Genomic DNA, 22,907 nt, shown 5'->3' with positions numbered 1-22,907 from the left:
GGCTTTCGGGCCCGCCCCTTTCTCTTGGGGTCACAGCTTCGCCGGCGCCCCGTCTTCATGCATGTGCGCGCCCTGCCGGGCGTGACATGGGGGCCCTGTCACGGCACCGGCAGCGTCATGTCCCCAAGCGGCTGCCAGCGCTGGGTGGTGATCATTTCGACACCGCTGAACCGCGAGGTCGAGATCGCCTGGGTTGCGATCCCCGATTCCCGGCTGATCCAGTAGCGGTTGTGCATCTCCACCCGCACCGACCCTTCCATGGTCATGCGCGCCTCGTAGGTATCGTGGACCACGCCGTCGAGCGTCTCGGTCCCGCAGACCACCCCCGTCGCCGACCGCGCCTGGGACCTGATCGCCTCCTTGGCTTCGGCATGCTGCTTGTCCCGGTCGAAGCTGTGAACCTTCGTCCAGCTGCGGCCCTGGTCGGCGGACTGGTACATTGCGCTCTGGTAGGTGAGCACCCAGGGAATGTTGTCCGGATTGACCGGCTTGAACATGTGGTGGTCGCGGGAGACGAAGATGAAAAGGCTCTCCTGGGTCGAAGCGCCCTGCTGCACGGTGGTGCGGCTCTGGCCCGGCCGGCCGTCGAGAGCACTCTCGAGATAGCGCACCAGACGGTCGCGGCATTCGTCGGCGCCAGAGGCGCCCATGGCAAACAGGACCAGTGTCATTGCGACAGTCAAGGTCTTCATTCCGGCCCCTCTCCGATCGACAGCGGGCATCGGTGCCCGTCGACCGATATCGGGCCACGAACCACGGACGGTGGCAACTCCCGTTATGCGCTGTGTTGCTCACGGTCGTGCAACCGCCGGCGTGGCGGTTAGGCCGCCGGGTCGGCCGCGGCCACCGCGGCTCCTGCTCGCGGATTATCGATGATCGACTGCAGGTGAAGCCCCTGGGGGCCACTTGGTCACGGGCGGCGTATGCTGAGGATCGGATTCACGGCAGCATGCCGGTGCCGGCGGAACTGCCATGCCGAAAACGACGACGAAACGTCCATTCCCGAAGGGAAGATCAGAATGTGCCGCCTCTGCACGCTTCAGACCGGTGGATCGCGGAGCCGTCCGGTCCCTGCATTACGCAGCATGCTGCATGGCGACGGCGGCGCCGCCGGGTTCCTGGACGGGTTGGATCGTCCATTCGGCCGGGTGCACCTGGGGCTCTCCCGCGGCCCTAACGCCCTCCCTCAGAGCACCAGGAACGTCGCCGCCAGTGCCACGGTCACCACCCAGGCGCCGATGCGCCCGAGCGTCCACTCCGTGCTCTTTTCATCTCCGGGGAGCACGAGGCTCGTCTCCTCGGGGTCGATGCAACCCAGGGCGAGGCCGGCGCGCTCGGCCGCGCGCATCAGCTTCGCCATGTCCTGTTCGACGGTCACCAGTCCCAATACGCGGTCCATGACGCAACTCCGGAACGCCTCACCCTACCCAGTCGCGGACTGTGGACGTGCAGGCGTAAACGAGGTCTTTGCAATCGGCCCGGGGACGCGTGCGCCATCAGCATGATGACGCGGATGACGGCGAGCTGTGGCATTTTGGCTTCACCGGATAGAGGATCACCGCCGTCATGGCGTTGTCGCCGGCCTCTGCTGACATCGTCGACGATGCCCACAAGGAGCCCGACATGATGCGCGACGCCGACAGGCCGGATGATGATGGCCTCTGCAATGCCTCGCAGCGGGCTGAGGCAGCGGAAGACCGGGGCACTAGCCCGGCTGGCGCGCCGACCTTCGGCGACGTGGTTGCCACCCGATTCCACCGCCGCGAGTTGATGAAGGGCGTCCTTGGTGTCGGCGCCATCACCGCAGCGCTTGGCCCCGCCGCCCTCGCCTCCCGGACCGCTGCGGCGCAGACGGCGGCTGCCACGCCCTCCTTCGGCTTCCGCGAACTCTCCTCCACCCCCACCGACCGCGCCGAAGTGGCCGCGGGCTACGACGCCGACGTGCTGATCCGCTGGGGCGATGCGGTGCTGGCCGATGCGCCGGCCTTCGATCCGCGCCACCAGAGCGGGGCGGCCCAGGCGCGCCAGTTCGGCTACAACAACGACTATCTCGGCTATTTCCCTGTGCCGGGCGCATCGGACCCGTCGCGTCACGGTCTGCTCTGCGTCAACCACGAGTACACCAACGAAGAGCTGATGTTCCCCGGCATCGGCCGCCAGGATGCCGGCGGACCGCTCGGCCGCGCCAGGGCCTTTTCCGGCATGACGCCCGAACTCGTCGCGATCGAGATGATGGCCCATGGCGGCAGCGTCATCGAGGTCCGGCGCGAGGATGGGCGCTGGCAGGTGGTCGCCGGCTCGCGCTATGCGCGGCGCATCACCGCCGAGACAGCGATGGAGATCACCGGCCCTGCCGCCGGTCATCCGCGGATGCGCACCGCCGCCGACCCGGCCGGCCGGCGCGTCCTCGGCATGCTCAACAACTGCGCCGGCGGCATAACGCCCTGGGGCACCTGGCTGAGCTGCGAGGAGAACGTCAACGGCTACTTCACCGGCCGCCTGCCCGAGGGCCATGCCGAGGCCGTCAATTACCGCCGTATGGGCATCCCGGGCCGCTGGTACAATTGGGGCGATCATGTCGACCGCTTCAACCTGGAGAAGGAGCCGAACGAGGCGAACCGCTTCGGCTGGGTGGTGGAGATCGACCCCTTCGATCCCGCATCGATTCCGAAGAAGCGCACCGCACTCGGCCGCTTCAAACACGAGGGCGCGGCGGGCATCGTCGGCCGCGACGGGCGCTACGTGCTCTATTCGGGCGACGACGAGCGCTACGACTATGTCTATCGCTTCGTCACCGCGGGGCGCGTTACCGGCGACCGGGCGCGCGACCGCGACCTCCTCGATGCCGGCACGCTCTCCGTCGCCCGCTACAATGCCGACGGCACCGGCGACTGGCTGCCCCTGGTCTTCGGCGAAGGGCCGCTGACACAGGCCAACGGCTTCCACTCCCAGGCGGATGTGGTGATCGAGACGCGCCGGGCCGCCGATCTCCTCGGCGCCACCCGGATGGACCGGCCGGAAGACGTCGAGGCGAACCCTGCGACCGACAAGGTCTATGTCATGCTCACCAACAACAGCCGCCGCAAGCCGGAGGAGGTCGACGCCGCCAATCCGCGCGCCGACAACCGCTTCGGCCATATCGTCGAGATGCTCCCCGACGGCCGCGACCATGCCGCACCGCGCTTCACCTGGGACATCCTCGTGCGCTGCGGCGACCCGTCGGTGGCAACCGTCGGCGCCACCTTCAACAGCCGCACGAGCCAGGACGGCTGGTTCGGCATGCCCGACAATTGCGCCATCGATGCCGATGGGCGGCTATGGATCGCCACCGACGGCAACTTCCCCTCCCGCACCGGCCGCAACGACGGCGTCTGGGCCATGGAGACGGAAGGCGCGGCGCGCGGCACCGCCAAGCTCTTCTTCAAATGCCCCTTCGGTGCCGAACTCTGCGGACCGGAATTCACCCCCGACGGCGAAACCTTCTTCGTCGCCATCCAGCATCCCGGCGAAGCCGATCCGGAAGACGCCAGGGCGACACCGGCGACCTTCGAGAACCCGGCGACCCGCTGGCCCGACTTCGCGCCTGACATGCCGCCCAGGCCCTCCGTCCTCGCCATCACCCGGCAGGGCGGCGGCAAGATCGGCAGCTAGACACCGGCGGCGGCTAGGGCGCCAGCGCGAGGAGCGCCCGCGTCAGCGCGCCGTCGGGACGGCGCATCGTGTCGAGGATGGAGAAATGGTCGGTATTGGCGACCGGCAGGAGTGTCCCTGGCGCGCCGGCCCGCAGCCGCGCCGCCTGCATGGCATGGGAATTCGCCACCAGCGCCGGCAATTCCCGCGCGCCATAGGTGATGGCCAACGGCTTCATCACAGGCGGGCGGCGCAGCGGCGACAAGTCGGCGATCTCGGCTGGGGAGAGCCTGAGGGTTTCGTTCAGATAGGTGTCGGCGAGCGGCGCGAGCTCGAAGATGCCGGAAATGGCGAGCCCGGCTGTCACCGCCCCATGGCTCAGCGCCATGGCGGCGAGGTGCCCGCCGGCCGACCAGCCGGCGACGATCAGCGGGCCGACCACGCCATGGGCGGGGGCATGCGCCGCCAGCCAGTCGAGCGCCGCGCTGCATTCGCCGACGATGTCGGCGAGGCAGGCCTGCGGCGCCAGGGTGTAGCCGGGCATCGCCACCGACCAGCCACGGGCCGCAACCCCCTCACCCAGAACCGCGAACATCTCGCGGGAATTGCGCATCCAGTAGCCGCCGTGGAAATAGACGAGACAGGGGGCGGCCGGGTCCTGCCCGGGATAGAGGTCGATCTTCTGCCGCTCCGCCCTGCCATAGGGCAGGTCCATGGTGGTCGGGTAGCGCGCCCGGATATCGGCGGATTCCGCTGTCCAGCCGGCGAATGTTGCGACCCAGCTCGGCACGGCCTGGCCGTTATTGTAGGCGGCGTCGCGCAGGGCCTGCGGGACGGGCGAGACGTCTATGGCCATGATCGGGTATCCGGTCGGGAACAATGGCCAGTGTCGCACGGAACGCGCCGGGGGGAACCGCCGCGACCGCATGCGGTTCACCCGCGGATGAGGAGATCGCCATGACCCGACCGGCCAGCCAGCCCGCCGACCATTCCACCGTCTCAGCCTATGTGATGGCGCAGGGCGCACGCGACCTGATGGACTTCCTCGGCACCGTCTTCGGCGCAAAGGCGCTGATGGCCATCGACCGTGAGGATGGCAGCCTCATGCATGCCTCGCTCAGGATCGGCGATTCGGTGGTGATGATCGCCGAGGCCACTGCCGACTACCCCGCCTTCCCCACCTGGCTGCACGTCTATGTCGACGATGTCGACGCCACCCATGCCGCGGCGCTGGCCAAGGGCGCCACCGAGGTCTGGGCGCCGTCCGCCAAGGGCGACGGCGACCAGCGCGGCGGCTTCCGCGACGCCTGCGGCAATACCTGGTGGATCGCGACGCCGGTCAGATGAGCCGCCGCGGGGGACCCAGCCGGCCTGCTCGGCGCCCCTGGAACAATCCCCGGACCGACTGCCATGACGCCCCAGGTGACAACCTGTCTGCGGAGCCGGAGAACGACGCCCGCCCACACCCCCCGCGACCAGCAGCGGCGGCCGCAGATTGGCCGGCTCTGAACAAGGCTCCTCGGGATCAAATCAGCAATTCGGCCCAACCCTTGAAGCTGCGCCGCGCTGATCCGTCGGATCGGGCGAGGGTGCCGTGGATCACCGCCATGGCAAACCCGCCAGTCCGCCAGTCGGCAACCTCCTCCAGCGCGACGGTCCCGGCCTCAAGCTGCCACGCCGCTCCCCGGTGGGTGAAACCGACCCGCCAGTCTGTCGGCCAGCGATAGGGGCGATCAGCGACGGCGCGGCTGTCGCGGATCTTGAAATCGATGTCCGACAGGACGCCTGCGCCGTCGACGGTGGTCATGCCGCTCTCGCGCGGCACGCCCGGCTGGGCCCGGTCGTGGTAGCGCAGATAGATGTCTCGGTTGTCCTCGGTCCACAGGTAAAGGCCGTTGAAATTGTTCCAGTTGGCGCCGAAATCGCTGGTGAACCGGTTGAAGCCGGTGCGCGCGATGAATTCGAAGATGACCCGCCCGCGAAGCTCCCGCCCCTTCCAGCGCATCGTCGCGGACGCGGCGCCGATCCAGTAGTCATTGTCCGGCATCTGCCGCCGCAGGATCGGTGTCAGTCCTTCCACGGCCATGTCGATGTCGTTGGTCGCGCTCACCATGCGCAAGCCGCCGGCAACCGTCCCGCGAAACTGGAAATGCTCGGAATCCGGAATGGTCTCGAGGATCCTGTCCGGATTCGGGTAATGCGCGCTGCCGGCGACCGGCACGACACCCTGGCCGTCGGCGAACATCGCGATCCAGTGGTCGGCGAAGAAGCGGTCTCCGGTCTGGCCGCGGTTGTTGTCGTGCGCGAGGTAGACGGTGCCCTGCGCGTCGGAACCGACGAAGGAGAAATAGTCGGAGTGATAGCGCCGGGTGACCTCCGCCCAGGCCAGTGTCGGCACCGAGGCCACAAAGCCGGTCGCCGCGAGCAGGACATGACGACGATGCAGAACCATGGGCCGACCCTTCGCGTTACCAGATCAGCATGCCGACAATGACCGTCGCCGCAATTCACGTCTTATTGACGCACAAAACGATCCAGCGCCGCCGGTCATACCCGCGCAGCGCCGCCCTGGCGGTGGCGGGAGCCATAGCCGTCTGACGGGGGCCGGCCCCGGCCCAGGGCCATCGACCGGAACATCCGGACGATCCTGATGTTCTTGATCTGGGCAACCGAGGAGGACCTGGCATGCCGAACGGCAAGACGACGAGTGTGACCACCCGCAACACCATCACCCGCGAGGCGCAGACCATCGCCACCGAAGCGGACACCACGATCCCGGCGCACGACAAGCCGGTCGAGACCGGCGGCGCGGAGGCTATGCAGCGCCGGACGGTGCTGAAGGAAGCCCATTCGACGGCGACCGAGGCCGGCACCACGATCCCGGCCCATGATCGGCTCGTGCCTAAGGGCGCTTAGGCGTGCTTGGGCAGCCTCTCCCCGGAAACGAAAAAAGCCGGGCCCAGGGCCCGGCTTTTCGATGTCGTGAAGAGCGATCAGCGCTTCGAGAACTGGAAGGAACGGCGGGCCTTGGCCTTGCCGTACTTCTTGCGCTCGACCACGCGGCTGTCGCGGGTGAGGAAGCCTTCCTTCTTCAGCGCGCCGCGCAGATCCGGCTCGTAATAGGTCAGAGCCTTGGAAATGCCGTGGCGCACAGCGCCGGCCTGGCCGGACAGGCCGCCGCCGGCGACCGTCACATTGATGTCGTACTGCGTGTCGCGGCCGACGAGAACGAGCGGCTGGCGGAGCAACATGCGCAGAACCGGACGGGCGAAGTAGACTTCGAGCGTACGGTCATTGACGGTGATCTTGCCGGAACCCGGCTTGACCCAGACGCGGGCGACCGCGTCCTTGCGCTTGCCGGTGGCATAGGCGCGGCCCTGCTTGTCGAGCTTCTGCACATGCCGGGGGGCCTCGGCGGCCGCCGGCTTGAGGGCGCTCAGGCCTTCGAGAGACGAAACGGTCTCAGCCATGATCAGGCCCTCACGTTCTTGGAGTTCAACACGCCGACGTCGAGGACGACGGGCGCCTGGGCCTCATGGGGGTGCTTGTCGCCGCCATAGACGCGCAGGTTCGACATCTGCCGGCGGCCAAGCGGACCGCGCGGGATCATGCGCTCCACGGCCTTCTCGACGATACGCTCGGGGAACTTGCCGTCGCGGATGGTCTTGGCGATCCGCTCCTTGATGCCGCCCGGATAGCCGGTGTGATGGTAGTAGGCCTTCTGGTCCCACTTGCGGCCGGTGAAGACCACCTTATCCGCATTGATGATGATGACATTGTCACCGCAATCGACATGGGGGGTATACGTGGCCTTGTGCTTGCCGCGCAGGCGCGTCGCCACGATCGTCGCGAGGCGGCCGACAACCAGGCCCTTCGCGTCGATCAGAACCCACTTCTTGTCGACCTCGGCGGGTTTCGCCACATAGGTCTTCATGGTCGTGTCTTCCGGAATTGAGAAATCGGAAGCGGCGGTGCGCAGATCGCCCGTCGCGTCGGGAGGGCTATAGGCGAGACCGGCCGCGGCGTCAACGCGGGCAACCGGCAAAAAGAAAAGCAAAACCAATGACTTATAAAATAGGTATTTTGATACCTTGATTTTATGGCCGATTTTGCAAGGGCTTGCCCCCGTCCCGGCTCAGGGGCGCGCCGGGATCTCGAGCCCCCGCTGGACCGCGGGACGGGCGAGACAGCGCTCGAGCCAGGCCGGAACCTCCTTGAGGTCGTGATAGGCGACGAGATCGCCGGCCCCATAGAAGCCGACGAGATTGCGCACCCAGCCGATCAGCGCGATGTCGGCAATGGTGTAGTCGTCGCCCATGATGAAGCGGCGCCCGGCGAGCCGCGTCTCCAGCACCCGGATCAGGCGGTGGGCCTCGGCGCGGTAGCGCTCCAGGGGGCGCTTGTCCTCGTATTCCCGGCCCGCGAACTTGAAGAAGAAGCCGAGCTGGCCAAACATCGGGCCGACGGCCGCCATCTGGAAGAAGACCCACTGGATGGTCTCGATCCGGGCAACCGGATCGGCCGGCAGGAAGCGACCGGTCTTTTCGGCGAGATAGAGCAGGATCGCTCCGGATTCGAACAGAGCGAGCGGTTGTCCGCCGGGCCCTTCGGGGTCGATGATCGCCGGAATCTTGCCGTTCGGGTTGAGCGCCAGGAATTCCGGGGTCCAGGTTTCGTTCTGGCCGATATTGATCGCATGCGGCTCGTAGGGCAGCCCCGTCTCCTCCAGCATGATCGACACCTTCACCCCGTTCGGCGTCGGCAGCGAATAAAGCTGGATGCGGTCGGGATGGGCGGCGGGCCAGCGGCGGGTGACGGCGAAGGCGGAAAGATCGGACATCGGGGAAGCTCCTCGGCCGTCACTGCGACGGCTGACCCTGCGACAAATGGGCGGCAAACCTCGGCGATCAATGGACGCCGCGCAAGCGTCGCTGCTTCGAGCCCGGCCTCCTACGCCGCACGGCCCAGTTGAGCGGCGCTCCGCCCTGCCCCACGCTCGTCCGATCCGGGAGGCGGGATCAACCCGCCCCGCATGAGTCCAGAGGAAAGCCCATGCCGATGGTCACCCCGCCCGCGGGCCATGTCGGTCCCTTCGCCGGCCTCGACGTCCCCTGGCTCCTGAAGCTTCGGGCCCGCACCCGCCGCGACCATCCCTTCATCGTCTGGGCGCCCTTCGAGCGGCCCGCAGTCATCCTCACCTACGGCGCCTTTCACGCCCGCGTCGGCGCCCTCGCCGCGGGGCTGGTGAAGCGCGGTGTGAAGCCCGGCGAGTTCGTGCTGATCCACCTCGACAATTGCCTCGAGGCGATCCTCGCCTGGTATGCCTGCGTCGAGCTCGGCGCCGTGGCGGTCACCACCAACACCCGCTCGGCGGGTCCCGAAATCGCCTATTTCGCCGGCCATTGCGGGGCGGTTGCCGCCATCACCCAGCCGGCCTATGCCGGCGCGGTGGCCGCCCATTGCCCGGGCCTCCGCTGGATCGCTGTCACCGACAACGACAGCGGCGAGCCCTCCCCGGCCGGCACGACCCCCGAGACGGCGATGCGCTTCGACGCCCTCTTCGCCGAGGAGTCCGACCGGCCCGTGCGGCCGCACGACCCGCTCTGGCCCTGCAGCGTGCAATACACCTCCGGAACCACCGCCCGGCCCAAGGCCGTGCTCTGGACCCACGCCAACGCGCTGTGGGGGGCGAAGGTCAACGCCGTCCACGAGGATCTTCGGCCCGAGGACGTCCATCTCGTCCATCTGCCCCTCTTCCACACCAACGCCCTCGCCTATTCGGTGCTCGCGAGCCTCTGGGTCGGCGCCACCGCCGTCGTCATGCCGCGCTTCTCGGCGAGCCGCTTCTGGACCATTGCCGCCGCGCACCGCTGCACCTGGACCTCCGTCGTCCCCTTCTGCACCCGCGCCCTCATGGAGCGCGACATCCCGAAGGTCCACACGTTCCGGCTCTGGGGCAGCGCCGTCTGCGAGCCGCCGACCGATGCGATCTTCGGGGTGAAGACGATCGGCTGGTGGGGCATGACCGAGACCATCACCCACGGCATCATCGGCGAGGCGAACCAGCCGAACACGCCCTTGGCCATCGGCCGGGCAGCGCCGGAATACGAGATCCGCGTGAGCGACGACGATGGCCGGCCGACGCCGCTCGGCGGCACCGGGCACCTGCGCATCCGCGGCATTCCCGGCCTGTCGCTGTTCAAGGAGTACCTGTTCAATGCCAAGGCCATGGCCGAGAGCTTCGACGAGGACGGCTACTTCATCACCGGCGACCGCATCACCCTCCTGCCCGACGGCTTCCTGAAATTCGCCGACCGCGACAAGGACATGCTGAAGGTCGGCGGCGAGAATGTCGCGGCCTCCGAGATCGAGCAGGTCATCGTGGCGGTTCAGGGCGTGCGCGAGGTGGCGGTGGTGGCCCAGAAACATCCGATGCTCGACGAGGTCCCCGTCGTCTTCATCATCCCGCAGGGCGGCATTGCCGGCGCGGCGCCGGGCCTTGCCGACGCGGTTCTCGCCGCCTGCCGCGCCGCCCTCGCCGATTTCAAGGTGCCGCGCGCGGTGCATCTCGTTGACGACATGCCGCGCTCGACGCTGGAGAAGATCGCCAAGGCCGAGCTGAGGAAGCGGCTGGAGGCCTGAGGCCCCTCACCGCTCCGGCGGGATGGAATAGGTGCCCGTCGCATGGGCGACGAGGTCGTCCGGCTCGCCCTCGGACCAGATCGACACCTCGCCGACGGCCAGCCGCTTGCCGAGCTTGATGAGCCGGCATGTGGCGATCAGGTCGCGCTGGTCGGGCTTCCTGAGGAAGTTGATGTTGAGATTGGTCGTCACCGCCAGCGCCACCGGCCCGATCGAGGCGAGGATCGCCACATAGAGCCCGGTATCGGCGAGGGTCATCATGGTGGGACCGGAAATGGTTCCGCCGGGGCGGAGCTGGCGCGGATCATAGCGGCAGCGCATCCGGGCGAAGCGGTGCTCCACCGCCTCGACCAGGAAGGTCTTGCCGGCGCCGAAGACCTGCGGGAACTCCCTCTCGAGGAAGGCCTCCATCGCGGCGGCATCGAGTTTCGGCGGCGGCTTGGTCTGTGACATGGCACGAGCGGATCCCGACGGCGGTCGTTCGACAGCCTTGCGGGCGCGACGATAGCGGGCGACAGTCCCCGCCGCTCCTCTTGCGAAAGGCGGATGGCGATGAACGCGCCGGCCCTCTCGACGCGCCCGATCCTCGACCGTCGGGACCACGACGGCGTGACGACGCTGACCCTCGACGATCCCGCCAGCCGCAACGCGCTGTCCGAGGCGATGCTCGCCGGTCTGTCCGACGCTTTCACCGCCATCGCCGCGGACCGGTCCGTGCGCGCCGTGATCCTCACCGCCGTCGGTCCCTGCTTTTCCTCCGGCCACCACCTCAAGGAAATGACGGCCCGCCGCGCCGACCCGGACCGCGGCCGCGCCTATTTCGCCGACATCCTCGCCCGCTGCTCCACCATGATGCAGCAGATCGTCCATCTGCCCCAGCCGGTCGTCGCCGCCGTCCAGGGCCTGGCGACCGCCGCCGGCTGCCAGCTGGTGGCCACCTGCGACCTCGCCGTCGCCTCCGCCGCGGCCCGGTTCTGCACGCCCGGCGTCCATATCGGCCTGTTCTGCTCGACGCCGATGGTGGCCCTGTCGCGCAACGTCGCGCCCAAACACGCCATGGAAATGCTGCTGCTCGGCGACATGGTGGCGGCGGAGGACGCCTTCCGCATGGGCCTCGTGAACCGCGTCGTCCCGGCCGGCGAGGAACTGGCCGCGGCCGAGGCCCTCGCCGCCCGCATCGCCGCCAAGTCCACCCTCACCGTGAAGATCGGCAAGCGCGCCTTCTACGACCAGAGCGGCATGGGCCTGGCCGATGCCTACGACCACGCCAGCGCCGTCATGGTCGAGAACATGCTCGCCCGCGACGCTGAGGAAGGCATCGGTGCCACCCTCGCCAAGCGCCAGCCGCTGTGGGAAGACCGGTGAACCACGACCATTATCCCGACGCCTATATCCGCACCATCCTTGGCGAGGTGAAGGTCGTTGCCATGGTCGGCGCCTCGGCCAATGCCGTGCGTCCCAGCTTTTTCGTGCTGAAATACCTCCTCGACCGGGGCTACCGCGTCCATCCGGTCAATCCGGGCCTCGCCGGACAGGAGATCCTCGGCTGTCGGGTCCATCACAGCCTCGCCGCCATTCCCGAGGCGGTCGACATGGTCGACATCTTCCGCAATGCGGAGGCCGCCGCAGCCGTCGTCGACGAGGCCCTCGCCCTGCCCACGCCGCCAAAGGTCGTCTGGATGCAGCTTTCCGTCCGCAACGATCAGGCCGCGGCGCGGGCCGAGGCCGCCGGCCTGAAGGTGGTGATGAACCGCTGCCCGAAAATCGAGCTCGGCCGCCTCTCCTCGGAAATCTCCTGGATGGGCGTCAATTCGCGCACCATCTCGGCCAAACGCGCCCCGCAGCTGAAGTCCGGCAAGTTCCAGAAGCTCGGCCTGCGGCAGACCTTCGAGGGCAGCGACTGACCGTCGCCGCTGCGGCGGCCGTCATGTCGTGCTAGGACAGCAACGTTCCCTCCCAGCTCTCCCCGCGAGCCCCCATGACCACTGCCGCCATTGCCCTGCCTCCCGCCGTCGCGAAGTTCCCGGTCCTTGGCTGGATGGTGAACGACGCCGTGACCGGCCGCGACGACGCCAAGTATTATTTCATCGGCAATGTGCTGCTGACCATCGTCCTCGCCGTCTATCTCTTCGGCTATCCGCTTCTGATCGTCCTCGCCCTCGCCGCCGCGGCGCTGGCCCTCACCACCATCGTCATCTTCACCGCCGCGGACATGTTCGAGAATCGCCGGCCGCGCCGACCGACATCGCCAGCCGCCCGTCCGAAGCGCTAAGTCTCGCCGCGGACGGCCGGCGGAAACCATCCATCTGCGGCGGCCCTAGAAAAGAAAATTCTCTCTCCTTGACCCGCCGACCGACCGTTCGATAAAACGAACATCTCGTTCGCCAATCAAGCCAGCCTCAGGGCGGCACCCAAGGAGGACACCCCATGGCCGACCGCGCTCCCGGTTTTGCGACCCTCGCCGTTCATGCCGGCGCCCAGCCGGACCCGACCACGGGCGCCCGCGCCACACCCATCTACCAGACGACGTCCTTCGTCTTCGATGACGTCGACCATGCGGCGTCCCTGTTCGGGCTCCAGGCCTTCGGCAACATCTACACGCGCATCGGCAACCCGACCAATGCGGTGCTCGAGGAGCGTGTGGCGGCGCTCGAGGGCGGCACCGCCGCTCTCGCCGTCGCTTCCGGCCATGCCGCCGAATTCCTCGTCTTCCACGCCCTGCTGCAGCCGGGTGACGAGTTCGTCGCCTCGAAGAAGCTCTATGGCGGCTCGATCAACCAGTTCAACCATTCCTACAAGAGCTTCAACTGGACCGTCGTCTGGGCCGATCAGGACGACGTGTCCTCGTTCGAGCGCGCCATCACGCCGAAGACCAAGGCGATCTTCATCGAGAGCATCGCCAACCCCGCCGGAGAGATCACCGACATCGCCGCCATCGCGGCCATCGCGAAAAAGCACGGCCTCCCGCTCATCGTCGACAACACGCTGGCGACACCCTACCTCATCCGCCCCTTCGAGCACGGCGCCGACATCATCGTCCATTCCGCCACCAAGTTCCTCGGCGGCCACGGCAATTCCATCGGCGGCGTGATCGTCGACGGCGGCTCCTTCGACTGGATCAAGTCGGGCCGCTACCCCTTCCTGACCGCCCCGCGGCCGGAATATGGCGGCATTGTCCTCGCCGAAACCTTCGGCAACTTCGCCTTCGCCATTGCCACCCGCGTGCTCGGCCTGCGCGACCTCGGCCCGGCCCTCTCGCCGTTCAACGCCTTCCAGATCCTCACCGGCATCGAGACCCTGCCGCTGCGCATGGAGCGGCACTGCGCCAATGCGCTGAAAGTGGCCGAATTCCTCTCCACCCATGCCAAGGTGGCCTGGGTCTCCTATCCCGGCCTTGCCGGCGACAAGGGCCATGCCCTGGCCAGGAAATATGCCCCCAAGGGGGCCGGCGCGGTCTTCACCTTCGGCCTCAAGGGTGGCTTCGACGCCGGCGTGAAGCTGGTCTCGGAGGTGCAGCTCTTCTCCCACCTCGCCAATGTCGGCGATACGCGGTCGCTGATCATCCACCCCGCCTCGACCACCCACCGCCAGCTCTCCGACGCGCAGAAGACGGTGGCCGGCGCCGGGCCGGAAGTGGTGCGCCTCTCGGTCGGCATCGAGGACCCCGCCGACATCATCGCCGACCTGGAGAAGGCGCTGGCGGCGGTGTGAGGCCACGCGGCGTCCAGCGTCGTCATGCCCGGGCGCGTCCCGGACAGTGCGCCCTTGGCACACACGTTCACCTCTCCCCGCCGGGGAGAGGTGCAGCGCAGCCTTTAACCCGAGGAAAAGCCCGGCCTGCTACTCCGCCGCGACCACCCGCCCGACCGGCGCCATCTGCATCCGCGGCGCGTGGGTCAGGGCGAAGACATGCGCCAGGGCATGGCCCAGCAGGACCACCGCGAAGCCCTGGTGCAGCAGGCCAGCCCAGAGCGGCACGACCAGCATCAGCGTGACGATGCCGATGACCGCCTGCGCCAGCATCAGCCCGAACAGCACGGTCGCGCTCTTGAAATAGGCCGTGCCCCGCGCCGACAGCATGTGCCAGAGCGCCAGGGCGACCAGCCCATAGGCGACGAGGCGATGGTTGAACTGGACGAGGGCCAGCGAGTCGATGAAGGCCTCGAAGACGCTCGGCTTGTCGAACAGCACGGCCATCGGCGGAACGAGGGCGCCGTCCATCAGCGGCCAGTCGTTGAAGCGCATGCCCGCCTTGTTGCCGGCGACGAGGGCACCGAGGGCGATCTGCAGCCCCAACACCGCAAGCACGGCGATGCCACCGCGGCGCACCGCGTCGGGCGCCGGCTCGCGGTCGCGCGGCGCCCCCAGCATGAGCGCTGTCCAGACCAGCAGCGCGAAGATGACGCAGGCCAGCGACAGGTGGAACATCAGCTTGAGCGGCGCCACATAGACCATGCCCGGCTGCAGCCCTGAGGCGACCATCAGCCAGCCGACGAAACCCTGCAGGCCCATCATCAGGCCGATGGCGAAAGTGCCGGCGGCAAGGCGCACCGACATCCAGCCCTTGGCGGCGAAGAACAGCCAGGGCAGCAGCATGGCGGCGCCGAGGAGACGGCCGAGGAAACGATGGCCCCACTCCCACCAGTAGATGAACTGGAAGTCGGCGAAGCTCATGCCGCGGTTGATGGCCTCATATTGCGGACTGGCGCGGTATTTGGCGAAATCCTCCGCCCATTGCGCCGCGGTCAGCGGCGGCAGGGCACCGGTGACAGGCTTCCATTCGGTGATCGACAGGCCGGAATCGGTGAGGCGCGTCGCGCCGCCCACCACCACCATGGCGAAGACGAGCACGGCCACCACCAGCAGCCAGAGACGGATGATGCGATCGGTATCGGGGCGGGACGAAAGGTCCGCTGTCGCCGTCATACGGCGATCCTCCAGCTTGTGATGAGCGTACGGGGAGAGATATAGCCCTCACCTCCCGCCCGACAAGGCGGCAACCTGACCCGGTCTTCACGCATGCGTCAACGCACCCGCAAACTCATCGGCACGCTCCTGCTCCTGGCCTGGGTGACCTTCTACGCCCTCATCGTCATGGCGATCACGCACAATGCCGTCCGCCGTTTCGGGCCGATCGGCGAGCCGGTCTTCTACGCCGTCGCCGGTTTCGCCTGGATCCCGGTCGCCATGCTGGTGATCTGGTGGATGACCCGTCCGGACCCCGAGGAGGACGAGGCCTGAGCGGCCCTCAGAGCAGCCCGAGTTCGGAGAGTTCCCTCGCGAGTTCCGGCGGCATGCCCTTGGTGGCCCCGGAATTCAGGTCCGGCGGGGCATCAGAAGCCGCGAGATAGCGCCAGCCCTGGAACGGCCCCTTGCGGCGCGGCTGCACCCGGTGGATCACCGGCTCGAGGATCAGGTCGCAGCGCGAGATCCCCTCGCCATCGGTGAAGGGACGCACGCCGATCAGCTTCTGCCGGCATTGCACCTGGCCCTTGATCACCCAGTAGAGCGACCCCTCGCCGATGATCTCGTCGGCGCGCTTCGGCTGCATCCGCGTCGTGTGGACCTGCTCGCCGAAACTCTTGATCCGCCAGTCGATCCATTCCTGCAGGTCCTCGACGGAATCGGCGCCGACGCAGAGCTTTATGAGGTGCAGGGTCATGGCCCCAATCTAGCGCGCCGCAGCCGCCGCCCCAAGCGCCGCGATCTCACCGGCTGGGGACAAAGGGCAGCGGCCGCAGCGCCAGTGCCATGCACAGGTCGGTGCGCCAGACGCGCCCGTCGCGCCGCGCCGCGACGACCACCCGCTGCGGCACCTGGAAGTTGACGCCGCAGGCCGCCGGGCTCGCCGGCGTCAGCAGGGTAATGGAGGTGACCTCCGGGCCCTTTTCCAGCCGCTGCACGTCGATCGTCGCCTGCAGCTGGCCGCGCACCACGGTGACGACGGCGACCGTGCCCTCGAAGACGATATCGGCGCGCTGGACAATCTCGGCGCGGGAGAAATTGAAGCACTGGCAGGCGGAAGCGGGGGTGGCGAGGGCGAGGGTGAGTCCGGCGAGGACAAGTCCGATGGCGGATCCGCCCTGCAGGAAGGCAAGTGCGTCCTTCGAGGCTCGGCTCCGGACGATGCCGGACGCATCGCCGGGGCCTCGCACCTCAGGATGAGGAGGGCGGAGACTTGCACACGCCAAGCTCAAAGCGCGGCGCCGACGCCTCATCAACATAGATGCCATGCACTCCACTCCTCATCCTGAGGTGCGAGCCTCGGCGAGAAGCGAACGCATCTCGCGTTCGCTCGATGCTGGGGCGAGCCTCGAAGGACGCACTTGGGTGATGCAGGGCCTTGGCCGATGCAAGGCACCACCCTCACGCCGCCTGCGCCTCGGCCGCCTCGATGGAGGCGACCGGTGCCCCCTCGGCCACCTGTTCGCCGGCGAGCACCGCCACCATCGTCACGGTCCCGTCCGAGGGCGCCACCAGCGTGTGTTCCATCTTCATTGCCTCGATCACGGCGATGCGGTCGCCCTTGGCCACCTGCTGACCCGCCTCGACGAAGACCTGCACGACCTTGCCGTGCATCGGCGCCTTCACCGACCCGCCACCATCGAGATGGTCGAGATCGACGTCGAGCGGGTCGAAGGCGCGGACCTCGGTCTGGCGGCCATCGCGAATGACGAAGACGCGGTCGTCGGCGAACACGAGTTTGACCTCATCGGGATACGACACCCTTTCGCCTACATAGATGAAGTCAAAAAGCTGACCGAAGCCGGACAGCATTGGCGTAGCGGGACTGACTGGAGCACCTGCACCGAAAACCACTGCAGGCCCCGATTGGGACCACGTCACATCTGCAGTCTGGGTTTCACCGTCGACAACCACGGCCCACCTGCGCCTCCAAACACTCTTGGAAAGCAGAAACCCGTCCCCCGAAGCCGGCTCCCATGGACTCCCCCGCAGGTCAGCGCGGACTTGGTCCAGCCGCTTGAGTTCCCCCTGGATCAACCGCAGCGCCCCCACCGCCGCCGCTTTCGCATCCATCGGCTGCGGCACGGCCCCGAGCGCCTCGACGTTCCGGTCGATGAATCCCGTGTCGAAATCCCCTTCGCGGAACCCCTCCGCCTCGGTCAGCGCCTTCAGGAACCGCACATTGGTGCGCGGACCCGCCACCACCGTCCCCGCCAGCGCCTGCCCCAGCCGGTCCAGCGCCTCGTCGCGCGTCGCGCCATGGGCGATCACCTTGGCGATCATCGGGTCATAGTAAGGCGAGACCTCCGCGCCCTCCTCCACACCCGTATCGATGCGCACGCCCTCCGCCTTGCCGAACTCGAGCGCGTGCAGCGTGCCGGTCGACGGCAGAAAGCCCTTCTCCGGGTCTTCCGCATAGAGCCTGGCCTCCACGGCATGGCCCTCGATGGACAGGTTCTCCTGCAACAGCGGCAAGCGCTCGCCGGACGCGACGCGGAGCTGCCACTCAACGAGATCCTGCCCGGTGATCGCCTCCGTCACCGGATGCTCCACCTGCAGGCGCGTGTTCATCTCCATGAACCAGAACCGGTCAGGCTGCAGCCCCTGCGACCCGTCGGCGATGAACTCGACCGTTCCCGCGCCGACATAGCCGACGGCCCGCGCTGCCTCGACCGCCGCGCGGCCCATGGCCTCGCGCATGGCCTGGGGCATGCCGGGCGCCGGCGCCTCCTCGATCACCTTCTGGTGGCGGCGCTGCAGCGAGCAGTCGCGCTCGAACAGGTGAACGACGTTGCCTTGGCTGTCGCCGAACACCTGGATCTCGATGTGGCGGGGCGACAGGACATATTTCTCGATGAGCACGCGCGGATCGCCGAAGGCGCCTTGCGCCTCGCGCTGCGCCGAGGCCAGCGCTTCATCAAAATCAACCGCCTTGTCGACGCGCTTCATGCCCTTGCCGCCGCCGCCGGCCACCGCCTTGATCAGCACGGGATAGCCGATCTCGTAGGCCTTCTCCTTGAGGAATTTCGGCTCCTGCATGGCGCCGTGATAGCCCGGCACCACCGGCACGCCGGCCTTCTGCATCAGGGCTTTGGCGCCGTCCTTGAGGCCCATGGCGCGGATGGCGGAGGCGGGCGGGCCGACGAAGACGATGCCGGCGGCCTCGCAGGCTTCCGCAAATTCGGCGCGCTCGGAGAGGAAGCCGTAGCCCGGATGGATCGCCTCGGCATGGGCTTCGCGGGCGACGGCGATGATCTTGTCGATGACCAGATAGCTGTCGCGGGCCGGGGCCGGGCCGATGCCATAGGCCTCGTCGGCCATGCGCACATGCATGGCATCGGCGTCGGCCTCCGAATAGACCGCGATGGTCCGGAGCCCCAGGCGCTTCGCCGTCTTCATGACCCGGACGGCGATCTCGCCGCGGTTGGCGATGAGGACGGAGGAGAACATGCGCGCCTCGGCTGCTGGATCAGGGGTCTGTGAATGTAACCCGTTCGCGCGCCGATGCCAGCATGCCGAAGGGACGAAGCGCGTGCATGGCATGCCCCCTGCCCCGCGGCTTGCACCGGGGCCCGCGCGGCGGGACAAGGGCGCATCTGCCGGAGCCTGCCATGACCGACCTCGCCGACCTCACCGCCGCCGCCCTGTCCAAAGCCTATGCGGCGAAGACGCTCTCGCCGGTGGAGGTGACCCGCGCCGTCCTCGCCCGCATCGAGGCCTCGGAGCCCGCCATCAACGCCATGTACCTCGTCTCGGCCGATGCGGCCCTCGCCGCAGCCGGTGCAGCGGAGGCCCGCTGGGCGAAGGGCGCGCCGCTCTCCGCCCTCGACGGCGTGCCGGTGACGGTGAAGGAGAATATCGGCACGAAGGGCGACCCCGCCCCCATCGGCGTGCCCATCGCCGACATGACGCCGCGGGCGGAGGACACGCCCGTGCCCGCGCGCCTGCGCGAGGCGGGCTGCGTCATCCTCGGCAAGACCACCATGCCCGATTACGGCATGATGTCCTCCGGACTCTCCTCGCTCCACGGCATCACCCGCAACCCCTGGGACCTCTCGAAGAACCCCGCCGGCTCATCTTCCGGCGCCGGCGCAGCGGCGGCGGCGGGCTACGGGCCGCTGCATGTCGGCACCGATATCGGCGGCTCCATCCGCCTGCCCGCCGCCCATTGCGGCCTGTTCGGCCTCAAACCCTCCTATGGCCGCGTGCCGATCCACCCGCCCTTCCTCGGCCGCGTCGCCGGCCCCATGACCCGCACGGTGGAGGATGGCGCGCTGCTGATGACCGTCATTGCCCGGCCCGACCCGCGCGACTATGCGAGCCTCCCCTATGACGGCCAGGATTTCGCCGCGGGTCTGGAGGGCCTGTCGCTGAAGGGCCTGAGGGTCGGCGTCATCACCGCCATGCCGGCGGGCCTGCCCGCCGATCCCGCCATCGTTGCGGCGGTGGAGGCGGCGGCCGCGGCACTGGCCGCCGAGGGCGCCCTGGTCACGCCGGTCGAAGGCTACCTCACCCCCGCCATGCTCGACGGCATCTGCCGCTTCTTCGAGGCACGCTCCCACGGCGACGTTGCGAAGCTCTCCGCTGCGGAGAAGGCACGCATCCTGCCCTATATCGTCGAATGGGCGACCTGGCGCGCCGGCGCCTTCACCGGCGCGGACGTGATGAGCGGCTTCCTCGCCGTGCAGGCCATGCGCGAGGCGGCGATCCAAGCGATCCAGGGCTTCGACGTCCTCCTGTCGCCCTGCACCTGCCCGGTGAACTATGCCGCCGAGGCCCATTCGCCCACCGACGACCCGCACCGGGCGCTGGAGCACATCCCCTTCACCGTGGCGCAGAACTTCTCCGAGCAGCCCGCCGCGAGCGTCAACTGGGGCTACGACCGGACCGGCTTCCCCATCGGCGTGCAGGTCACCGGCCACCGCTTCGACGATGTAGGGGTGATCAGGCTCTGTGCGGCGATGGAGACGCTGCGGCCGGAGCAGAAGCCCTGGCCGGTGGTGGGGTAGCCGGACGCGCTCAACCTCTGCGCGTCATGCCCGGGCTTGTCCCGGGCATCCACGACTTGACCACCGCCCCTCAAAGAATTCGTGGATGCCCGGGACAAGCCCGGGCATGACGCAGTGAAGGCAGCCTCAGCCCTCAGATCGGCGCGACACCCACCGTCATCCCGCCGCACACATAGAGCACCTGCCCCGTCACGAAGCTCGCGCCCTCCGACAGGAAGAAATCCGCGGCATGGGCGATGTCCTCGGGCTGCCCGAGACGCTGCACCGGCACGCCGCGGATGATCGCCTGGGTGCGCGGCGAATTGTGCGGGTTGGCCGACTTGAACAGCTCCGTCTCGATCGGCCCCGGCCCGATGGCGTTCACCGTGATCCCGTGGGGCGCGAGTTCCAGTGCCCAGGTGCGGGTGAGGCCGATGACCCCCGCCTTGGTGGCGGAATAGGCGGTGCGCAGTTCCTTCCCCAGCGCCGCCCGGCTTGAAATGGTGACGATCCGCCCCTTGCCCGCCGCCTTCATGGCCGACAGCGCAGCCTGCGCCGCCAGGATGCAGGCACGCAGGTTGATGGCGACGACCTTGTCGAAATCCTCCATCGTGGTGTCTTCCAGCGTCGCGGGGGCGGCGATGCCGGCATTGTTGACCAGCCAGAGGATGGCGTTCTCCGCGCTGATCGCGGCGAGCGCGGCCTGTGTCGATGCGAGGTCGGTGAGGTCGCACTGGACGAAACGCGCCGCCGAGGGCTCGGCCGGCGCCTCCCGGTCGAGAATGACGACCTTCAGGCCGCGGGCCAGCAGCTTGCGGACGATCGCCGCGCCGATGCCGCGGGAGCCGCCGGTCACCAGGGCGGCAGGTTCAGGGGTTCTCATGCGTTTCGTCCCTCATGCCGGCCGTTCGCCGGCCCTTGTCGGGACGAGACTAGACGGCTCCGCGGGGATCAGGCGAGCGGCTGTACTGCATGACGCAAGTGCGTCGTGCAGCAACCGTGTTGGCGGACCGCCCTCACATCCGGAACACGCCGAACCGCGTCTCCGGCACCGGCGCGTTGAGGCATGCCGACAGCGCCAGCGCCAGCACGCGCCGGGTCTCCGACGGCAGGATGATGCCATCGTCCCAGAGCCGCGCCGTGGCGTAGTACGGATGCCCTTCTGCTTCATAGTTCGCCCGGATCGGCGCCTTGAAGGCCTCTTCCTCCTCGGCGCTCCAGTCCTTGCCCTCGGCCTCGAAATTCTCGCGCTTGACGGTGGCGAGCACGCTCGCGGCCTGTTCGCCGCCCATCACCGAGATGCGCGAATTCGGCCAGGTGAAGAGGAAGCGGGGCGAATAGGCCCGCCCGCACATGCCGTAATTGCCAGCGCCGTAGCTCCCCCCCACCAGCAGCGTGATCTTCGGCACCTGCGCGCAGGCCACCGCCGTGACGAGCTTGGCGCCGTCCTTGGCGATGCCGCCGGCCTCGAACTGGCGGCCGACCATGAACCCGGTGATGTTCTGCAGGAAGAGCAGCGGAATCCGCCGCTGGCAGCACAGTTCGATGAAATGGGCGCCCTTCTGGGCGCTTTCCGAGAACAGGATGCCGTTGTTGGCGATGATGCCGACGGGCATGCCGTGCAGGCGGGCAAAGCCCGTGACCAGCGTCGTGCCGAAGAGCGCCTTGAACTCGTCGAACTCTGACGCGTCCACCAGCCGGGCAATGACCTCGCGGATGTCGTACTGGGTCTTGAGATTGGTCGGCACCAGCGCCTCGAGCTCGGCCGGGTCGTATTTCGGCTCACGCGGCTCGGCGAGCGCGATGTCGACGGTCTTGACCGAATTGACGTTGGCGACGATGCGCCGGGCGATGGCAAGCGCGTGGGTATCGTCCACCGCATAGTGGTCGGCGACGCCGGACTGGCGGGCATGAACGTCGGCGCCGCCGAGATCCTCCGCGGTGACGATCTCGCCCGTCGCCGCCCGCACCAGCGGCGGTCCCCCGAGGAAGATCGTGCCCTGCCGCCGCACGATCACCGTCTCGTCCGACATGGCCGGCACATAGGCGCCGCCGGCCGTGCAGGAGCCCATCACCACCGCGATCTGCGGGATGCGGGCGGCCGAGAGGTTGGCCTGGTTGAAGAAGATGCGGCCGAAATGCTCGCGGTCGGGGAAGACCTCGGTCTGGTGCGGCAGATTGGCGCCGCCGGAATCGACGAGATAGACGCAGGGCAGCCGGTTCTGCAGCGCGATCTCCTGCGCCCGCAGGTGCTTCTTCACCGTCATGGGATAGTAGGTGCCGCCCTTGATGGTGGAATCATTGGCGACGATCATCACCTCGCGCCCCTCGACCCGGCCGATGCCGGTGATGACACCGGCACCGTGGATCGCCTCGCCATACATGCCGTTGGCGGCGAGCTGGGAGAGTTCGAGGAAGGGCGAGCCGGGGTCGAGCAGGCCCATCACCCGGTCGCGCGGCAGGAGCTTGCCGCGGGCCACATGGCGCTGGCGGCTCTTCTCGTTGCCGCCGAGTGCGGCCTCGGCGCGCTTGGCCTGCAGGTCGGCGATGATCACCTGCCAGGCTTCGGCATTGGCCCGGGCATCGGGCGTCGCGGCGTTGAAGGATGACTTCAGGATGGCCAAGGCGTCACGGCTCCGGCAGGGACTGCGGGACGCCTTGGTTAGCGCGGCCCGCGCCCCC

24 protein-coding genes are annotated in these 22,907 nt (G+C 68.2%); 10 read left to right on the top strand and 14 right to left on the bottom strand.

The window, feature by feature from the left end:
• Positions 1–98 precede the first annotated feature (98 nt).
• Together Q0C57_RS13560 and Q0C57_RS13555 are read right to left on the bottom strand one after the other, a co-directional pair.
• The gene (locus tag Q0C57_RS13560) at positions 99–692 is read right to left on the bottom strand and encodes a hypothetical protein (RefSeq protein ID WP_296576964.1); all 594 of its coding nucleotides are present in this window, start codon (positions 690–692) and stop codon (positions 99–101) included.
• 494 nt (positions 693–1,186) lie between these two features.
• Complete coding sequence (locus tag Q0C57_RS13555) at positions 1,187–1,399, bottom strand: hypothetical protein (protein WP_296576963.1); 213 nt, start codon at positions 1,397–1,399, stop codon at positions 1,187–1,189.
• Positions 1,400–1,626: 227 nt separating this feature from the next.
• On the opposite strand from Q0C57_RS13555, the gene Q0C57_RS13550 reads away from it, so the two are divergent.
• A complete protein-coding gene (locus Q0C57_RS13550; protein WP_296577005.1) occupies positions 1,627–3,651 on the top strand; it encodes a PhoX family phosphatase in 2,025 nt (674 codons plus the stop codon).
• Between the two features lie 13 nt (positions 3,652–3,664).
• Here Q0C57_RS13550 and Q0C57_RS13545 read toward each other — a convergent pair whose 3' ends face one another.
• The gene (locus tag Q0C57_RS13545; RefSeq protein ID WP_296576962.1) at positions 3,665–4,486 is read right to left on the bottom strand and encodes an alpha/beta hydrolase; all 822 of its coding nucleotides are present in this window, start codon (positions 4,484–4,486) and stop codon (positions 3,665–3,667) included.
• A 101-nt stretch (positions 4,487–4,587) separates the two neighbouring features.
• On the opposite strand from Q0C57_RS13545, the gene Q0C57_RS13540 reads away from it, so the two are divergent.
• Positions 4,588–4,977: a VOC family protein gene (locus Q0C57_RS13540; protein WP_296576961.1), complete on the top strand. Its 390-nt coding sequence runs from the start codon at positions 4,588–4,590 to the stop codon at positions 4,975–4,977.
• 178 nt (positions 4,978–5,155) lie between these two features.
• Here Q0C57_RS13540 and Q0C57_RS13535 read toward each other — a convergent pair whose 3' ends face one another.
• Positions 5,156–6,082, bottom strand: coding sequence for a hypothetical protein (locus Q0C57_RS13535; RefSeq protein ID WP_296576960.1), 927 nt, complete (start codon positions 6,080–6,082; stop codon positions 5,156–5,158).
• Between the two features lie 233 nt (positions 6,083–6,315).
• Between Q0C57_RS13535 and Q0C57_RS13530 the strand changes: the two genes are divergently transcribed.
• On the top strand, positions 6,316–6,546 hold the full coding sequence (locus Q0C57_RS13530) for a hypothetical protein (protein ID WP_296576959.1): 231 nt from the start codon (positions 6,316–6,318) through the stop codon (positions 6,544–6,546).
• Positions 6,547–6,623: 77 nt separating this feature from the next.
• Here the strand turns inward: Q0C57_RS13530 and rpsI are convergent, their stop codons facing one another.
• The 3 genes from rpsI to Q0C57_RS13515 all read right to left on the bottom strand — a co-directional run bounded on the left by rpsI (position 6,624) and on the right by Q0C57_RS13515 (position 8,470).
• Entirely contained in the window at positions 6,624–7,100 is a 477-nt protein-coding gene (gene rpsI / locus Q0C57_RS13525; protein ID WP_296576958.1) for a 30S ribosomal protein S9, read from the bottom strand.
• A gap of 2 nt (positions 7,101–7,102) precedes the next feature.
• The gene (rplM, locus tag Q0C57_RS13520; protein ID WP_296576957.1) at positions 7,103–7,564 is read right to left on the bottom strand and encodes a 50S ribosomal protein L13; all 462 of its coding nucleotides are present in this window, start codon (positions 7,562–7,564) and stop codon (positions 7,103–7,105) included.
• A 201-nt stretch (positions 7,565–7,765) separates the two neighbouring features.
• The gene (locus Q0C57_RS13515; RefSeq protein WP_296576956.1) at positions 7,766–8,470 is read right to left on the bottom strand and encodes a glutathione S-transferase N-terminal domain-containing protein; all 705 of its coding nucleotides are present in this window, start codon (positions 8,468–8,470) and stop codon (positions 7,766–7,768) included.
• 212 nt (positions 8,471–8,682) lie between these two features.
• Here Q0C57_RS13515 and Q0C57_RS13510 point away from each other — a divergent pair, with 212 nt between their 5' ends.
• Entirely contained in the window at positions 8,683–10,272 is a 1,590-nt protein-coding gene (locus Q0C57_RS13510; protein ID WP_296576955.1) for an AMP-binding protein, read from the top strand.
• A gap of 6 nt (positions 10,273–10,278) precedes the next feature.
• Here Q0C57_RS13510 and Q0C57_RS13505 read toward each other — a convergent pair whose 3' ends face one another.
• Complete coding sequence (locus Q0C57_RS13505) at positions 10,279–10,725, bottom strand: PaaI family thioesterase (RefSeq protein WP_296576954.1); 447 nt, start codon at positions 10,723–10,725, stop codon at positions 10,279–10,281.
• A gap of 99 nt (positions 10,726–10,824) precedes the next feature.
• On the opposite strand from Q0C57_RS13505, the gene Q0C57_RS13500 reads away from it, so the two are divergent.
• The 4 genes from Q0C57_RS13500 to Q0C57_RS13485 all read left to right on the top strand — a co-directional run bounded on the left by Q0C57_RS13500 (position 10,825) and on the right by Q0C57_RS13485 (position 13,983).
• Entirely contained in the window at positions 10,825–11,637 is an 813-nt protein-coding gene (locus Q0C57_RS13500; RefSeq protein ID WP_296576953.1) for an enoyl-CoA hydratase, read from the top strand.
• A complete protein-coding gene (locus Q0C57_RS13495) occupies positions 11,634–12,176 on the top strand; it encodes a CoA-binding protein (RefSeq protein WP_296576952.1) in 543 nt (180 codons plus the stop codon). Before Q0C57_RS13500 ends, Q0C57_RS13495 begins: the two co-directional genes overlap by 4 nt.
• A 74-nt stretch (positions 12,177–12,250) precedes the next feature.
• Positions 12,251–12,544 carry a hypothetical protein gene (locus Q0C57_RS13490; RefSeq protein WP_296576951.1) on the top strand — a complete coding sequence of 98 codons (294 nt, stop codon included), beginning with the start codon at positions 12,251–12,253 and terminating at the stop codon, positions 12,542–12,544.
• Between the two features lie 155 nt (positions 12,545–12,699).
• Positions 12,700–13,983, top strand: a complete 1,284-nt coding sequence (locus tag Q0C57_RS13485; protein ID WP_296576950.1) for an O-acetylhomoserine aminocarboxypropyltransferase — start codon at positions 12,700–12,702, stop codon at positions 13,981–13,983.
• Between the two features lie 129 nt (positions 13,984–14,112).
• On the opposite strand, the gene Q0C57_RS13480 is transcribed toward Q0C57_RS13485, so the two are convergent.
• Positions 14,113–15,198 (bottom strand): COX15/CtaA family protein, encoded by a 1,086-nt coding sequence (locus Q0C57_RS13480; RefSeq protein ID WP_296576949.1) that lies wholly within the window; start codon positions 15,196–15,198, stop codon positions 14,113–14,115.
• Between the two features lie 93 nt (positions 15,199–15,291).
• Between Q0C57_RS13480 and Q0C57_RS13475 the strand changes: the two genes are divergently transcribed.
• Positions 15,292–15,513, top strand: coding sequence for a DUF2842 domain-containing protein (locus Q0C57_RS13475; RefSeq protein ID WP_296576948.1), 222 nt, complete (start codon positions 15,292–15,294; stop codon positions 15,511–15,513).
• 7 nt (positions 15,514–15,520) lie between these two features.
• Here Q0C57_RS13475 and Q0C57_RS13470 read toward each other — a convergent pair whose 3' ends face one another.
• The 3 genes from Q0C57_RS13470 to Q0C57_RS13460 form a co-directional block, all read right to left on the bottom strand.
• Positions 15,521–15,934 carry a DUF1489 domain-containing protein gene (locus Q0C57_RS13470; protein WP_296576947.1) on the bottom strand — a complete coding sequence of 138 codons (414 nt, stop codon included), beginning with the start codon at positions 15,932–15,934 and terminating at the stop codon, positions 15,521–15,523.
• Positions 15,935–15,980: 46 nt separating this feature from the next.
• Positions 15,981–16,427, bottom strand: coding sequence for a hypothetical protein (locus Q0C57_RS13465; RefSeq protein WP_296576946.1), 447 nt, complete (start codon positions 16,425–16,427; stop codon positions 15,981–15,983).
• A 211-nt stretch (positions 16,428–16,638) separates the two neighbouring features.
• A complete protein-coding gene (locus tag Q0C57_RS13460) occupies positions 16,639–18,687 on the bottom strand; it encodes an acetyl/propionyl/methylcrotonyl-CoA carboxylase subunit alpha (RefSeq protein WP_296576945.1) in 2,049 nt (682 codons plus the stop codon).
• A 161-nt stretch (positions 18,688–18,848) separates the two neighbouring features.
• Here Q0C57_RS13460 and Q0C57_RS13455 point away from each other — a divergent pair, with 161 nt between their 5' ends.
• Positions 18,849–20,246 carry an amidase gene (locus tag Q0C57_RS13455; RefSeq protein WP_296576944.1) on the top strand — a complete coding sequence of 466 codons (1,398 nt, stop codon included), beginning with the start codon at positions 18,849–18,851 and terminating at the stop codon, positions 20,244–20,246.
• Positions 20,247–20,379: 133 nt separating this feature from the next.
• Here the strand turns inward: Q0C57_RS13455 and Q0C57_RS13450 are convergent, their stop codons facing one another.
• Positions 20,380–21,108: an SDR family NAD(P)-dependent oxidoreductase gene (locus Q0C57_RS13450; RefSeq protein WP_296576943.1), complete on the bottom strand. Its 729-nt coding sequence runs from the start codon at positions 21,106–21,108 to the stop codon at positions 20,380–20,382.
• A 133-nt stretch (positions 21,109–21,241) separates the two neighbouring features.
• Positions 21,242–22,849: a carboxyl transferase domain-containing protein gene (locus Q0C57_RS13445; protein WP_296576942.1), complete on the bottom strand. Its 1,608-nt coding sequence runs from the start codon at positions 22,847–22,849 to the stop codon at positions 21,242–21,244.
• Positions 22,850–22,907: the final 58 nt, after the last annotated feature.

It is taken from the genome of Phreatobacter sp., assembly GCF_022843985.1.
Taxonomy (GTDB): domain Bacteria; phylum Pseudomonadota; class Alphaproteobacteria; order Rhizobiales; family Phreatobacteraceae; genus Phreatobacter.
This window is presented reverse-complemented; position numbering and strand designations above follow the sequence as displayed.

Excerpts from the sequence above, each read along its gene's own strand:
- Q0C57_RS13550 (WP_296577005.1), top strand. The coding sequence starts at position 1,627 with ATGCGCGACGCCGACAGGCCGGATGATGATGGCCTCTGCAATGCCTCG.
- rpsI (WP_296576958.1), bottom strand. The coding sequence starts at position 7,100 with ATGGCTGAGACCGTTTCGTCTCTCGAAGGCCTGAGCGCCCTCAAGCCG.
- Q0C57_RS13460 (WP_296576945.1), bottom strand. The coding sequence starts at position 18,687 with ATGTTCTCCTCCGTCCTCATCGCCAACCGCGGCGAGATCGCCGTCCGG.
- Q0C57_RS13450 (WP_296576943.1), bottom strand. The coding sequence starts at position 21,108 with ATGAGAACCCCTGAACCTGCCGCCCTGGTGACCGGCGGCTCCCGCGGC.
- Q0C57_RS13535 (WP_296576960.1), bottom strand. The coding sequence starts at position 6,082 with ATGGTTCTGCATCGTCGTCATGTCCTGCTCGCGGCGACCGGCTTTGTG.
- Q0C57_RS13470 (WP_296576947.1), bottom strand. The coding sequence starts at position 15,934 with ATGACCCTGCACCTCATAAAGCTCTGCGTCGGCGCCGATTCCGTCGAG.
- Q0C57_RS13540 (WP_296576961.1), top strand. The coding sequence starts at position 4,588 with ATGACCCGACCGGCCAGCCAGCCCGCCGACCATTCCACCGTCTCAGCC.
- Q0C57_RS13505 (WP_296576954.1), bottom strand. The coding sequence starts at position 10,725 with ATGTCACAGACCAAGCCGCCGCCGAAACTCGATGCCGCCGCGATGGAG.
- Q0C57_RS13475 (WP_296576948.1), top strand. The coding sequence starts at position 15,292 with ATGCGTCAACGCACCCGCAAACTCATCGGCACGCTCCTGCTCCTGGCC.
- Q0C57_RS13530 (WP_296576959.1), top strand. The coding sequence starts at position 6,316 with ATGCCGAACGGCAAGACGACGAGTGTGACCACCCGCAACACCATCACC.
- rplM (WP_296576957.1), bottom strand. The coding sequence starts at position 7,564 with ATGAAGACCTATGTGGCGAAACCCGCCGAGGTCGACAAGAAGTGGGTT.
- Q0C57_RS13560 (WP_296576964.1), bottom strand. The coding sequence starts at position 692 with ATGAAGACCTTGACTGTCGCAATGACACTGGTCCTGTTTGCCATGGGC.
- Q0C57_RS13485 (WP_296576950.1), top strand. The coding sequence starts at position 12,700 with ATGGCCGACCGCGCTCCCGGTTTTGCGACCCTCGCCGTTCATGCCGGC.
- Q0C57_RS13455 (WP_296576944.1), top strand. The coding sequence starts at position 18,849 with ATGACCGACCTCGCCGACCTCACCGCCGCCGCCCTGTCCAAAGCCTAT.
- Q0C57_RS13555 (WP_296576963.1), bottom strand. The coding sequence starts at position 1,399 with ATGGACCGCGTATTGGGACTGGTGACCGTCGAACAGGACATGGCGAAG.
- Q0C57_RS13510 (WP_296576955.1), top strand. The coding sequence starts at position 8,683 with ATGCCGATGGTCACCCCGCCCGCGGGCCATGTCGGTCCCTTCGCCGGC.
- Q0C57_RS13480 (WP_296576949.1), bottom strand. The coding sequence starts at position 15,198 with ATGACGGCGACAGCGGACCTTTCGTCCCGCCCCGATACCGATCGCATC.
- Q0C57_RS13500 (WP_296576953.1), top strand. The coding sequence starts at position 10,825 with ATGAACGCGCCGGCCCTCTCGACGCGCCCGATCCTCGACCGTCGGGAC.
- Q0C57_RS13490 (WP_296576951.1), top strand. The coding sequence starts at position 12,251 with ATGACCACTGCCGCCATTGCCCTGCCTCCCGCCGTCGCGAAGTTCCCG.
- Q0C57_RS13545 (WP_296576962.1), bottom strand. The coding sequence starts at position 4,486 with ATGGCCATAGACGTCTCGCCCGTCCCGCAGGCCCTGCGCGACGCCGCC.
- Q0C57_RS13515 (WP_296576956.1), bottom strand. The coding sequence starts at position 8,470 with ATGTCCGATCTTTCCGCCTTCGCCGTCACCCGCCGCTGGCCCGCCGCC.